The following is a 13021-nucleotide window of genomic DNA, read 5'->3' on the forward strand; positions in this document are numbered from 1 at the left end:
CCGCAACGAGATCGTGACAGCGAGTGAAGGTCAACCCTCCGGGCCGGTAAAGGCCCGACCCGGCGGAACGAGGAGGGGTCACATGCCGCACACGGCGAGGGTCTGCGCGCCCCTTCCGTCCGCCCCGTCGCACGACCTCGTCCGGACGGCCGAGGACCGTCCCGGCGCGTCGGCCCGCACCGGCATCGCCCCCTTGCGCGTTCGGGTGCCCGCGGTGCCTGCGCCCGGCGGCACGCCTCGGGTTCTCGGCCGCTCCGGGCCGAAGGCGGGCCTGCCGCCGCAGGAGCGCGGTGCGGCGGCAGGCTCCCCGACAACGGGCGCCCGGCTCCCCGGCCGGCCGTCCCTCCGGGCGCCGGTGCCGTACGCCCCCGCGGCACCGGCGCCCCCCGTCCGCTCCGACCGTCCCCGGACGCGTGGCGCGACCCGAGCGTGCGGCCGTTCCCCGCACGGCCGTACGGCCGTCCCCGAAGGGAGGTGAGTGGCACAGGCAAGCGATCACCAGGGCGGTCCGGCACCCCTGTCCCGACCCCGTTCCCGGGCCGTCCGCACAGATGAACCGAATACCGCTGCGGTACCAGGCCCGCGGAGACCGCGTCTCCGCGGGCCGTCCCGTCTCACAGGTCGTCCCGTCTCACAGGTCGTCCCGTCTCACAGGTCGTCCGCTGTCACAGGTCGTCCGCTGTCACAGGGCGCGGCGCCAGTACTGGCCGTGGATGCGGGTGCCGAACCGCTCGACGGGCTCCTCCTCCAGCTCCAGCTCGAACCCGGCGCGCTCGTAGATGCGGCGGGCGGCCTTCTGCAGGGCCGTGGTCCACAGCATGATCTCCCGGTAGCCCGCGGCGGCGGCGAAGCGCAGGCACTCGTCCACCAGGGCCGTGCCGACGCCCATCCCGCGCGCGCTCGGCTCGACGTGCAGCAGCCGCAGCTGGGCCGTGCGGTCGTCGCGGCGCACGCAGAACACACTGCCGACCGGCTCGCCGTCGATCTCGGCGATCCAGGCGTTCTCCCGTTCGGGGTCGTGCCCGTCGACGTAGTCGGCCACGACCCTGGCGACCAGCGCCTCGTAGGTGCGGTCCCAGCCGCACTCGGCGTCGTAGAGGGCGCCGTTGCGCTGCACCACCCAGCCCAGGTCGCCGGGGCGCAGCGGACGCAGCGCGAAGGCGCGCGCGGGGGCGGCGCCGTCGAGGATGCCGCGGATGGTCCGCATGGCCGCGACGAGCCGCCGCCGCTCGCCGTCCGGGAGCCGCTCCAGCATGTCGCGGATCTCGGCGCCGGACCGCTCGTCGAGCATGGCGAACACCTCGCGGCCCCGCCCGGTGAGCCGGACGATCTGGCGGCGCGCGTCCTTGGGCGACCGTTCGCGCAGCACCAGGCCGTCGCTCTCGAAGCGGGCCAGCATGCGGCTCAGGTAGCCGGCGTCCAGGTCGAGGGTGCGGCGCAGGTCCAGCACCTCGGTGGCGTCCCGCTGGGCCAGCTCGAAGATCACCCTCGCCTCGGTCAGCGAGTACGGGGTGTGCACCAGCCCCTCGCCGAGCACCCCGATGATGCGGGTGTAGAAGCGGTTGAACGAGCGGACCGCCGACACGTCCTCCGCCGAGACAGTCATCGAGACAGTCATGACGCCACCTCCAGAACGTTTGACTCAGTCAAACATATCTGGACAAGACCGTCCAGGCGGAGGGCGGCCGCGGGCCGCGGCGCGGATTCAGACCGTGCCGATCAGACCGTGCCGATCAGACCGTGCCGATCAGACCGTGCCGATCAGACCTCGGCGACCGGCTGCTCGACGGCGCGCGCCGTCTCCCGCGCCTGCCGGACGATCCGCCGCTCGATGAAGAAGGCCAGGAAGGGCACCAGCCCCGCGGACACCATGATCACCATCTGCTTGAGCGGCCACTGCGCCCGGCGCCACAGGTCGTAGGCCATCGCCAGGTAGACGATGTACAGGGCGCCGTGGATCGGGGAGATGATCGACGACGGGGTGGGGTTGCCGCCGATGTAGCGGATCGGCATGCCGACGAAGACGACCATCAGCAGCATCACGCCGACGACGATCGCCAGGATGCGGTACCGGTTGATGGCCGCTTCCACGAATCACACCTCTCTCAGCGGGTCCTGGTCTCAAGCGGTTTCCGGCAGGACGGCACCGCCGCGGGCGCCTAAGCTCGGGGCGCTTGCGGCCGACGGCTCCGGTGCGGGTCAGTCGGGGCGGCCCGCCTGCGCGTTCAGCCGCGCCAGGTAGCGGTTGTAGGCCGCCAGCTCCGGGTCCTCTTCCTCCTGCCGACGGATGATCTCCTGCTTCACCTTGGCCTCGACGGGGTCCTCGATGACCTTCGGCGCGCGGGGCGCGGAGTCGCCGTTGAGCTCGTCGCGGATCATCTTGACCCACATGACGATCACGAAGCAGGCGAAGATCGGCCATTCGAAGGTGTAGGCCCAGCTGCGGTCGTTGCCCGACTGGGCCCGCTCGAACTGCCACCACCCGAAGCCGAGGAAGGCCACGAACAGCACGATCGCCAGGGCGTGCAGCCCAAGCCATCCGGGGGTGAAGAACCTTCGCACGGCATCGAGCCTACCCCGGGGTCCGGCGAGGCCGTGACCACCCCCGGGCATCGACGTTTCCTCAGGTCGGGGGCGGTCCGGTGTAGACGGCGCGGGGCCGCAGCGGGCCGCCGCGCCCGTACTCCTCCAGCGCGTGCGCGATCCACCCGGCGGTGCGCGCCACCGCGAAGACGACCTCCCCCGCGCCCGGGGCCATCCCGGCGACCGAGGTGAGCGCGGCCAGCGCCAGGTCGCTGTTGGGCGCGGGCAGGCGCCGCCGGGACGCCTCGGCCAGGACGGCGTCGACCACGTCGAGCCGCGGGTCGTCCGGCGCCGCGTCGCGCACGAGCCCGTAGAGGCGGGCGAAGCGGGCGTCGCCCGACTTGTAGACGCTGTGCCCGAGCCCGGGGATGCGCTGGCCGCCGCGCAGCCGCTCGCCGATCACCCGGGACGCCCGGCCGGGCTCGCCGATCTCGGCGAGCATCAACTCGGCGCCGTAGGACGCGCCCCCGTGCAATGGCCCGCCCAGCACGCCCAGCCCAGCGGCGACCACCGCGTACGGGTCGGCGCGGACGGACGCGGCCACCCGCGCGGCGAGCGTGGAGGCGGCCAGCTCATGGTCGGCCATCAGCACGAGCGCCGCCTGCAGCGCCCGCATCAGCCCCGGCGACGGCGGCGCGCCGCACAGCCGCCCCCACAGCCGCTCGGCGATCGTCCCCGCCCCCTCGGCTCCGGCGGCGGGCGGCGCATCCCGCCCGGCGGACCCGACGCGGGGCAGCGCGTCGACGAGGCCGGCGATGAGGGCGCGGGCGGTGGCGATCACGCCGGGGCGGTCGAGGTGGAAGCGCAGCGGGTCGGCGGCGGCGAGCGCCGTGGTGATCACCTGGAGGCGGTCGAGCGGGAGCACGTCGGCGGGCAGCCCGGACTGGGCGGCGACGGCGGCGGCCAGGCCCTCGCCGGACGCCCGCCACCGGCCCGCCTCGCCGTCCCCGGGCTCGCCCGTCCACAGCCAGGCGGCGACCGCCTCGAAGGGCTGCTCGCCGGCCAGTTCGAGGGCGTCGCGGCCGCGGTAGTACGGGCGGTCGGCGCCCAGCGCGGTGACGGACGACTCGATGACCAGCTCGGCCGGGGCCGGCGGGCGGCGGGGCCGGCCGCGCCGCGCCAGCTGCTCGACCTCGGCGGCGTCGAACAGGCTGCGCCGCCCGCCGCAGTCGCGCCGCCGGCGCAGCACCCCGCGGCTGACGTAGGAGTACAACGTGGCGGGCTTCACACCGAGTCGGCGTGCGGCCGCCGCGGCGTCGATCCACTCCCCCGCCTGCGCATGCTCTGCCATCCCCAGCTCCTCATATTGATTTTAATCAATATTGATACATGTCGATCGCGGTGTCAATCTGAGGCGACGGGCTCCCCGGTGGGCGAATCCGGATGGGCCCACGGGCGGACCCCGGCAAGCGAGTACCCGACGAGCGAAAGGCGGCGTGCCATGCCCCGGATCCACTTCCTCGACGTCACCAACCGCGACGGCGTGCAGACGGCCCGCACCGGGCTGTCGAAGTTCGGCAAGACGATGGTGAACTTCTACCTGGGACGTCTCGGCGTGGCGCAGTCGGAGATCGGCTTCCCGTTCCTGTTCCACGAGGCGCCGTACGTGCGCGCGCAGGTCGCGCTGGCCGAGGCCGGAGCGTTCGGCGAGTTGCGGCTGTCGGGCTGGTGCCGCGGCATCGCCCGGGACGTCGAGCAGGCCCTGCCCCTCGGCCTGCGGCACTACAACCTGTCCATCTCCACGTCCGACTACATGATCGCCAACAAGTTCCGGGGGCGCCTGGACCGCGCCGCGATCATCCGGGAGATGACCGAGGCGGTCCGCACCGCCAAGGCCGGCGGCGCGCATACCGTCGGGGTGAACGCCGAGGACGGCTCGCGCACCGACGACGGCTTCCTCACCGAGTTCGCGCTGGCCGCCAAGGAGGCGGGCGCGGACCGCGTGCGCTACTGCGACACCATCGGCGGCGACACCCCCGACCGGATCCGGGAGCGGTTCGCCAAGCTGGCCGCCGCGACCGGGATGCCGGTCGAGACGCACTGCCACAACGACCTCGGCATGGCGGTGGCCAACTCGGTGTCGGGCGCGCTGGGCGACCTGGAGGCCGGGCAGGACGCCTGGGTCAACACCTGCGTCAACGGAATCGGCGAGCGGGCCGGCAACGCCGACCTGCTGTCGACGATCCTGGCCTTCCGGCACGGGTTCGGGCTGGACGGGCGCGCCGAGATCGGCGATCCCATCGACCTGTCGTGGGCGCGGCGGTTCGCGCTGTGGGCGAGCTACGCGCTCGGCCAGCCGCTGCCCTACAACCAGGTCGGCGTCGGGGCGAACGCGTTCGCGCACGAGTCGGGCATCCACGCCGACGGGGCGCTGAAGGACCACGGCAACTACGAGCTGTACGACGAGGAGGTGCTCGGGCCCTTCCCCGAGGACTGGCACGCGCGGCGCGGGCGGGTCGTGCTGACCGGCGAGTACGGCGGCCGCGCGGGGTTCCGGCACGTGCTGGACGGGCTGGGCGTGGAGCCCGCGGACGAGGAGTCGGCGTTCAAGCTCGTCCAGCTGTGCAATGCGATGACGGGCCGTCCGCTGACCGACGACGAGCTGCGCCTGATCGCGGCCTTCCCGCACCAGCTCGCGCTGCTGTTCCCCGGGCTGCTGGACTGACCCGGCGGAGGTGTCCGATGCGCCGTCCATGGTCCTGCCATGGCGATCACGGCGCCGGCGGGACCGGCGCAGACCTACCGGTACCGGCGGCCCTCGGGGCCGGCGACCTGCGCGCCGAGGCGGCCGGGCCCGAGGCGGTGCGGCAGCCGCCCGGTCCGCGGGTCGGTCCGCCTCCACCGCCTCCTGGCCGCGCCGTGACCCGCGTCCCGCGGGGGTGCGCGGAGGCGGGATGATGGGAGGGTGCTGGTGTTCGTCCACGGCGGTAGGCGCGGCGGCAGGGCCGCGGCGCGCGGAGAGGCGGAGGGCCGATGACGCCGACCCTGGCGTTCGGCGCGGTCGAGACCGTGCTCGGCACGCTGCTCGTCGGCGTGACCGAGGAGGGGGTGGTGAGCCTGCGGTGGCGCGACTCCCCCGCCGAGCGTGCCCGCGTGGCGGCCGCGGTCGGCCTGCCCGTGGTGGACGACCCCGCCCGCACCGCCCCGGCGCTGGAACGGCTCGCCGCGTACTTCGCCGGCGAGCCCGTGCCGTTCGACCTGCCGGTCGACTGGCGGCTGACGTCGCGGCTGCAGCGGCAGGTGCTGGCCACGCTGCACGAGTCGGTGCCGTACGGCTCGGTGGTGACCTACGGCGAACTCGGCGAGCGCAGCGGCACCGGGCTGCCGCCGCAGGCCATCGGGCAGGTGATGGGCGGCAACCCGATACCGATCGTCGTGCCGTGCCACCGCGTGGTCGCGGCCGGCGGCCTGGGCGGCTACAGCGGCGGCTCCGGCGTCGAGGTCAAGCGCTGGCTGCTCACCCTCGAGGGCGCCCTTCCGGCCACGCTGGACTGGAACCTGGACCGGGGCCCCTGACGACCTGCCGCGCGGCCGGTGGAAGCCGGTCGGCGCGGCCGCCGCGCCGACCGCGGCGGCCGCGGGCGTGCCGGTCAGCCGGGGAGGTTGGCCTCGATCGCGGCGGTGACCTCGTCGGACTCGGGCTCGACCTGGGGGGCGAACCGCGCGACGACGGTGCCGTCCGGCGCGATCAGGAACTTCTCGAAGTTCCAGCGGATGTCGCCGGTGTGGCCCCCGGCGTCGGCGAAGCCGACGAGGCGCTGGTAGAGGGGGTGCCGCCCCTCGCCGTTGACCTCGACCTTCTCGGTGAGCGGGAAGGTGACGCCGTAGGTCGCCGAGCAGAACTCGGCGATCTCCTCCGGCGTGCCCGGCTCCTGGCCCATGAACTGGTTGCAGGGCACGCCGAGCACGGTGAAGCCGCGGTCGGCGTACCGCTTCTGGAGTCGTTCCAGCCCGGCGTACTGGGGAGTCAGGCCGCACTTGGAGGCGACGTTCACGATGAGCACGGCCTTGCCCCGGTACTGCCGGAGGTCCGCGGAGCCTCCCCGCAGACCGCCGATCTCCACGTCGTAGACGGACATGGGCCGATCTTAGGAGACGCCCCCTCCGCCCCGGCCGCGACCTGCCGCGGTCGCGGCGGGACGGCGACATTCGCGAGGCGGGGCCCCGGGCGGCGCGTCGGGTCGCCGCCGCGTGGAGCCCGCCCCGTGTCCGCTAACCCTGCCCGAGGTTGATGGAGGTCACGAACGCCCCCAGCTGGGTGCCGGCGTTGCCCAGCTGCGCGAGCGCGTTGTTGACGACACCTGCCGCGTCCTGCGGCGAGCTGAGCAGGTAGAAGATGACGAAGGCGATGGCCCCGTAGCGGAGGTACTTCTTCAACATCCCGATGCCGTCCCTCTAGTAGCGCAGCGACACAATGACCCGAACCAATTGTGCCCGTCTGCGTCTGCCCGCAAAGCGGGAGTTTACTGTGACGGCCCGGGAGCCCGATGATCCCCCGCGACGGAAGAATCCCGTGTCCTTCCGGCGTTCCGCGGGCGCCTGCGCCCCGCCGCAGGTCAGGGGATGGCGCTGATGAACGTCGAGAACGACTCGGCGGCGCTGCCGAGTCCGCCCAGGCTCTGGTTGACCAGGCCGGCCGCCGCCTCCGGCCGGCTGACGATGTACCAGATGGCGAAGGCGAGCCCCGCCATCTTGAACCACTTCTTGTTCACGTCCCCCACCTTCTGTGTCACGGGCTCCACGCCCAGTGATTCCCGGCGGCGGCACCGGGCGCGCCAAGGCGGCGGAAAGACCACGTCAAGCGCGCTCGGCGGGCATTCCGTGACGGGTCAGGTACTCGGTGTAGAGGGGACGCAGCGCCTCGGCCATCTCGCCCTGGCCGGCGTGGGTGAACTCCTCCAGCAGCGACAGCCCGTGGAGCAGGTCGAACGTGGCGCGGTCCTGCTCGCCGAGGGCGGCCGCGGCCGCCGGGATCGCGCGCAGCAGCTCCCACAGGAAGCCGACGTCGCGCCGCTCTTTGGCGCGTGCGACCGCCCTGTCGTGCAGTTCCCTGGCCGGCAGCCGGTCCAGGTCGGCGGCGTCGGGCGTGGCATCGGCCATAACCCGACTCTAATGCGCGGCCCGGCCCGGGAGCGTTCCCGGGCCGGGCCGTCAGCGCCGTCCGGCCGCGGTGACGAATCTCACGTCGTCCTTCAGTTGGAAATGGCGTCCGAGGGGACGGGCCGGTCCTGCTTGAGGGCGTCGAACAGCTGCGCGGCCTTGGTGCGGTGCCAGGTGATGTAGGCGCCGACTCCGGCGGCCGATCCGGAGCCGCCGATCGGCACGGTGGTGGTGACGCCGTCGCCGCCGGTGACGCCGCGCATCGCCCACATCATGCGCAGCAGGTCGTGCAGGTGGTCGCCGTCGTCCACCATGAAGTTGCTGGTGGCGTTGAGGGCCAGCGGGATGCTGCGGAACGGGTTGAGCAGCACCCCCGGGCTGGCGCTCTTCTTCATCAGCGCGCCGAAGAACTGCCGCTGGCGTTCGACGCGGTCCAGGTCGGCGCGGGCCGAGGCGCGGGTGCGCACGTAGCCGAGCGCCGTGCCGCCGTCGAGCGTCTGGCAGCCCGCCTGCAGGTTCAGGCCCGCCTTGCGGTCGCGCATCGGCTCCTTGATGCACATCTCGACGCCGCCGATCGCGTCGACCACGCCCACGAAGCCGCCGAACCCGATCTCGGCGTAGTGGTCGATGTGCACGCCGGTGGCCTGCTCGACGGTGCGCACCAGCAGCTTGGGGCCGCCGAACGCGAACGCGGCGTTGAGCTTGTTGCGGCCGTGGCCGGGGATCTCCACATAGGAGTCGCGCGGAAGGCTGACGAGGGTGGTGCCGCCGTCGCCGTAGTGCAGCAGCATCATCGAGTCGGTGCGGCGGCCCTGCGCGTCGCCGGTGGCGAACTGCCGCTTCTGCTCCCGCGTCAGCCCCTCCCGGCTGTCGGAGCCGACGATGAGCCAGTTGGTGCCGGGGGTGTCGGCGACACGTCCGGCGTAGTCCTCCAGCACGGACTCCCGGTTGAGCCGCGAGTCGAGGTAGAAGTAGCCGCCGACGACGACCACCAGCAGCAGCGCCAGCAGCACGGCCAGCACGCGCGGCCAGCGCCGCCTGCGACGGCGTCCCGCGTACGGGTCCCCGTCGTAGGGGTCCCCGCTGTAGGGATCCCGTCCGTAGGGGTCTGCGTAGGCGTCCCCGTACGGGTCGTGCTCGTGGTCGTACGGGCGCCCCGCCTGGGAGGATGCGGGCCTGCGTGCCACGCGCGTCCCCTTCCTATTAGTGTCCGGCCCCCGTCTGCCTTCGCGTCGTACCCGTAGACCTTAGACAACCCGGCGTGTCCCGCGCGTCAATCCACCGCATGATTGTGAGTCCGCCGATGTCACCTCATCCACCGACATGCGGACCGGTCGGCTCAGCCCTCCGGCCCACGGCCGCCCCGTGCGTCGCGCGGCTCAGATGTAGGGGCCGTGGCCGCCGCGGCCGGCTTCCTGCGGGCCGGGAGGCAGGTCCTCGGTGCGCAGCATGCGCACCTCGGCGTCGTCCATCTTGATGCCGGGCTTGGCGTCGGCGGCGGCGGTGATGCGCTGCGCCTGCCGCGCGATGGCGGCGTCCAGGAGGTTGCGCACCACGCGGGCGTTGCCGAACGACGCGCCGCGCGGCTCGGCCGCCAGCCGCGCCCGCACCTGCCCCAGCACCCCGTCGCCCAGGGTGAACCCCGCCTGGTCGGCCATCAGCTCGAAGATGGCCAGCAGCTCGTCGACGCTGTAGTCGGGGAAGTGCAGCCGCTTGGGGAACCGGGAGGCCAGGCCGGGGTTGGACGCCAGGAACCGCTCCATCTCGCTGCCGTACCCGGCGACGATGACGACCAGGTCAAAGCGGTGCTCCTCCATCAGCCGCAGCAGTTCGGCGACGGCCTCGTGGCCGAAGTCGCGCTGGTCGCCGCCGGTCCCGGCCAGCGTGTAGGCCTCGTCGATGAACAGCACGCCGCCCAGGGCGCGCTCGACCACGGTGCGCACGCGGTGCGCGGTCTGCCCGATGTACTCGGCGACCAGGTCGGCCCGGGTGGCCTCCACCAGATGACCGGACGACAGCAGCCCCAGCTGCGCGTACACCGCGGCGATGAGCCGGGCGATGGTGGTCTTGGCGGTGCCGGGGTTGCCGGTGAACACCATGTGCCGGGTCGGGAACGCGATCGGCACGCCGGCGTCGCGGCGGACCTGCTCGGCGCGCGCCTCGGCCACCAGCCTCGCCACCTCCTGCTTGACCGCCGCCAACCCGACCAGCCGGTCGATCTGGACCAGGGGGTCGTCCGACACGGCCTCGCGGCCGGGCATCAGGGAGTCGGGCACGTCGGCGAGCAGGATCTCGTCGAGCGACTCGTGCTCGTCGACGACGCCGTCCTCCAGCACGCGCCGGCCCTGCATGGCCACGGCCCGGTCGAGCAGGTGGCTCATCAGGCGGGCGTTGACGAGCCCGCGGTCGCGGGGCGCGGCCTGCACCAGCGCCCGCACCTTCCCCAGCACCCCGGCCGCCAGCGCGAACCCCGACTCGGCCGCCTTGCGGGCGAACACCTCCACCAGCTCGTCGTCGGTCAGATCCGGGAACCGCACCGTCTTGGGGAAGTACGCCGCCAGATCCTCATGCGAACGCAACAACCCGTTGAGCTCCGCCTCGGGCCCGGTGAGCACCACCACCAGGTCGTCCGAATGCGTCTGGACGGCGGTCAGCAGCGCCCCGACCAGCTCCCGGCCGCGCACCGGCTCCACCTGGGCGAGCGCGTGCGCACCGCGCACCAGCAGCACACCGCCCAGCGCGCGTTCCACGGCCCGCCGCATCTTCAAGGCGCTCTCGCTGGTGTACTCGCCCAGAAGGTCCGCCCGGTCCACCTCCACCAGGTGCCCCGATGACAGCGCCCCCACCTCGGCGAAGATCCGCCCGAGAATCCCGGCGACCTTGCCCTTGCCGGTGCCGGGACTGCCGGCGAACACCAGGTGCCGGGGGCGGGACGCCACGGCCATGCCCGCCTCGCGCCGCAACCGCGCCGCCTTCGCCTCCGCGACCAGCGCGGCGATCTCCCGCTTGACGGGTTCGATGCCGGCCAGGGCGGCCAGTTCGGCGTGGGGGTCGCGTTCTGCGGCCCGGCCCGGGATGAGCCGCTGCGGCAGGTCCGCCGCGACGACCTCCAGGACCCCCGGCCCGCCGGCGGCCGGGGCCTCGGCCGCGGCGGGCGACGGGTCGGCGTCCTCGGCGGCGGGCCGGGGAGGCTCGGCCTGCAGGGCGGCGGCCAGGCGGGCGCGGGCGTTGGCGGTGGCCTGGTTGGCCAGGTGCTCGACCAGGCGGGCGCCGCGCAGGTTGAGCAGGGGCGGGGTGGCGGCCAGCAGGGCGCCGGCCTGGGCGGCGACCTCGCGGGCGACCGCGGCGCCGCGGCGGGCGACGGCGCGGCGGAACAGCTCGGTGTAGTCGTCCTGCCGGAAGTCGCGGGTGCGGGTGACCTCGAAGGCGCGGACGAGGGCGGGATTGGCGTCGAACAGGCGGCGGTCGCCGCCGGGGCGGCACAGCGCGACGACGTCCAGCGTCGGCGACCGGGCCATCAGCCGCCGCAGCTCCTCCGCGGCGGCGGGCCCGCACCGCTCGTAGGAGGCCAGCCGCTCCAGGTCGTCGACGACCAGCAGCAGCCGCGCCTGCAGGCACTCGCGGACGCCGGCCTGCAGCCACAGCACCGCGTCGCTGACGCTCAGCTCGGCGAACACCTGGTCGGAGACCCAGGCGGCCTCGCGGATGGCGCCGCTCTCGGCCAGGACGCGCTCCAGCAGTTCGGCGGCGGTGCCCTTGCCGGTGCCCTCGGGGCCGGCCACCAGCAGGCGGATCGGGCGCTCCCCCGCGGCCCGCGCGGCCAGCGCCTCGCGCAGCGCGCGGGTCAGCTCGGGCTGCCCGACCAGCGCCTCCTTGAGCTCGGCGGCCTCCGGTGCGGCCGGGGAGGCGCCGGGCGGGGCCTGCCGTCCGGCCGCGGCGGCGCCGGGCGGGGCCAGGCGGCCCACCAGGTGGTTGGCGACGCGGCGGGAGGCGAACAGGCGCCGCAGGTCCACCTGGAACGCGCGCACCGGGACGCGGCAGCGCGGCATGGTTGCCGTCTCGGGCAGGCCCTGCACGGCGCCGGTGAGGCGGACCGCCATGTCCAGCCAGGCGCGGCACGCGTCGGCCTCGCCGGCGACGAGCCCGCGGGCCAGCCAGGCGCGCAGGTTCAGCTGCCAGGCCTCGACGTCGAACTCACCGCGGAGGGCGCGCAGCCGGTCCTGCAGGTTCTCGTAACGCGCCGTGCCCACCGCCACGGCCATCTCGGCGGGCACGGCGGTCAGCTCCGCCGCCAGCAGCAGGTTCGCGACGGCGGCGTCGGCGGGCTCGGTGTCGCCGAGCTGGGCGGCCAGGCGGCCGTGCGCGGCGTCCAGGCCCTGGCACACCCAGCTCAGGTAGCCGACGGGCCCGGCCAGCTCCGGCAGCACGGCCAGGGTGTCGTCGGGCAGGCCGTCCGCCCACGCGGCCTCCAGGCGGTCTTGAGGGACGGTCAGGTCCTGTTCGCGCAGCACCGGGTCGGCCGCGCGCTTGTCGAACAGCTCCACCAGCGCCCGGCGGCGCGGCTCCAGGGGCTCCAGCCCGGCGAACACCTCCAGGCCGTCGCGCGCCAGCCGGTACATGACGGCACGGCGCTCGGGGTCGTCGCCCGCGGGCTCGGGCAGCCACAGGCCGGGCGGGCGCCACCGGCCGCCCTGGGTGAACCACGCCAGCGGGTCGCGCACCGCGGGCTCGGGCGCGGCCAAGAAGTCCGACAGCAGCTCGTACTCCACGTCGCCGCGCGAGCCGCCCCGCACCGCCGAGGCGCCCAGCAGGAACGTCAGCAGCGACCACTGCTCGGCCCCGGCCGCCGAGGTGCGCGGCCCGTAGAAGTCGCTGAGCGGCCGCGCGAGCAGCACCGCGCGTTCGTCGGCGTTGAAGGCGACGGCGCGTTCCCGCATCTCCTCGTACAGGCCGTCCGGCACCCGCCAGGGACCGTGCGCGTACACGTCCAGGACGGGTTCGTCGGTCAGCAGCAGTTCGAGATGGTCGGGCAACCGGGGCGCGCTCACCTGGGACGCTCCTCCTTAGATCCCACCGCGGCCACGGGGGACGTCTCGCGTGAGAACGTCCCCCGTGAGAACACTTATCGGTCACGTCTGGCAAGCACCTTACGCCCGCAGGAAAGGCGGAGCGGCCCCCGTTTGCGCCCTTGACGATGGCACATAGTGCGGCGAGTGGTCCCCCTGCCGCGGGCTCCGCCGTTACGGACAGTGTCGAGACGCCCTATGGGGATGTCGCCTTATTGGCAGGCGTCGTCCGCTCCGGGATAGTTGCCGGATGAACCGATTTCGCCGCCGGG

At 74.0% G+C, this 13021-nt stretch carries 12 protein-coding genes; 2 read left to right on the forward strand and 10 right to left on the reverse strand.

Annotation, left to right across the window (positions count from 1 at the left end; translation table 11 throughout):
• Positions 1-682: 682 nt before the first annotated feature.
• From QSK22_RS13190 to QSK22_RS13205, 4 genes are all read right to left on the reverse strand, one after another.
• Positions 683-1618 carry a bifunctional helix-turn-helix transcriptional regulator/GNAT family N-acetyltransferase gene (locus tag QSK22_RS13190; protein ID WP_285494403.1) on the reverse strand — a complete coding sequence of 312 codons (936 nt, stop codon included), beginning with the start codon at positions 1616-1618 and terminating at the stop codon, positions 683-685.
• Between the two features lie 143 nt (positions 1619-1761).
• A complete protein-coding gene (locus QSK22_RS13195) occupies positions 1762-2091 on the reverse strand; it encodes a DUF3817 domain-containing protein (RefSeq protein WP_285494404.1) in 330 nt (109 codons plus the stop codon).
• Between the two features lie 108 nt (positions 2092-2199).
• On the reverse strand, positions 2200-2562 hold the full coding sequence (locus QSK22_RS13200) for a hypothetical protein (RefSeq protein WP_285494405.1): 363 nt from the start codon (positions 2560-2562) through the stop codon (positions 2200-2202).
• Positions 2563-2623: 61 nt separating this feature from the next.
• Positions 2624-3874: a citrate/2-methylcitrate synthase gene (locus QSK22_RS13205; RefSeq protein ID WP_285494406.1), complete on the reverse strand. Its 1251-nt coding sequence runs from the start codon at positions 3872-3874 to the stop codon at positions 2624-2626.
• Positions 3875-4024: 150 nt separating this feature from the next.
• Here QSK22_RS13205 and QSK22_RS13210 point away from each other — a divergent pair, with 150 nt between their 5' ends.
• Positions 4025-5248, forward strand: a complete 1224-nt coding sequence (locus QSK22_RS13210; protein ID WP_285494407.1) for a hydroxymethylglutaryl-CoA lyase-like TIM-barrel protein — start codon at positions 4025-4027, stop codon at positions 5246-5248.
• A gap of 308 nt (positions 5249-5556) precedes the next feature.
• The gene (locus tag QSK22_RS13215) at positions 5557-6099 is read left to right on the forward strand and encodes a methylated-DNA--[protein]-cysteine S-methyltransferase (RefSeq protein ID WP_285494408.1); all 543 of its coding nucleotides are present in this window, start codon (positions 5557-5559) and stop codon (positions 6097-6099) included.
• A 74-nt stretch (positions 6100-6173) separates the two neighbouring features.
• Here QSK22_RS13215 and QSK22_RS13220 read toward each other — a convergent pair whose 3' ends face one another.
• From QSK22_RS13220 to QSK22_RS13245, 6 genes are all read right to left on the reverse strand, one after another.
• The gene (locus QSK22_RS13220) at positions 6174-6662 is read right to left on the reverse strand and encodes a glutathione peroxidase (protein ID WP_285494409.1); all 489 of its coding nucleotides are present in this window, start codon (positions 6660-6662) and stop codon (positions 6174-6176) included.
• Between the two features lie 133 nt (positions 6663-6795).
• Positions 6796-6963 carry a hypothetical protein gene (locus QSK22_RS13225; protein ID WP_285494411.1) on the reverse strand — a complete coding sequence of 56 codons (168 nt, stop codon included), beginning with the start codon at positions 6961-6963 and terminating at the stop codon, positions 6796-6798.
• Positions 6964-7139: 176 nt separating this feature from the next.
• Positions 7140-7295 (reverse strand): hypothetical protein, encoded by a 156-nt coding sequence (locus QSK22_RS13230; RefSeq protein ID WP_285494412.1) that lies wholly within the window; start codon positions 7293-7295, stop codon positions 7140-7142.
• Positions 7296-7380: 85 nt separating this feature from the next.
• A complete protein-coding gene (locus tag QSK22_RS13235) occupies positions 7381-7683 on the reverse strand; it encodes a hypothetical protein (protein WP_285494413.1) in 303 nt (100 codons plus the stop codon).
• 92 nt (positions 7684-7775) lie between these two features.
• On the reverse strand, positions 7776-8870 hold the full coding sequence (locus tag QSK22_RS13240) for an LCP family protein (RefSeq protein ID WP_285494414.1): 1095 nt from the start codon (positions 8868-8870) through the stop codon (positions 7776-7778).
• Between the two features lie 192 nt (positions 8871-9062).
• Entirely contained in the window at positions 9063-12731 is a 3669-nt protein-coding gene (locus tag QSK22_RS13245; RefSeq protein WP_285494415.1) for an AAA family ATPase, read from the reverse strand.
• Positions 12732-13021 lie beyond the last annotated feature (290 nt).

Origin of the sequence: Actinomadura sp. NBRC 104425 (genome assembly GCF_030269545.1) — a bacterium.
In the GTDB taxonomy this organism is placed as follows: domain Bacteria; phylum Actinomycetota; class Actinomycetes; order Streptosporangiales; family Streptosporangiaceae; genus Spirillospora; species Spirillospora keratinilytica.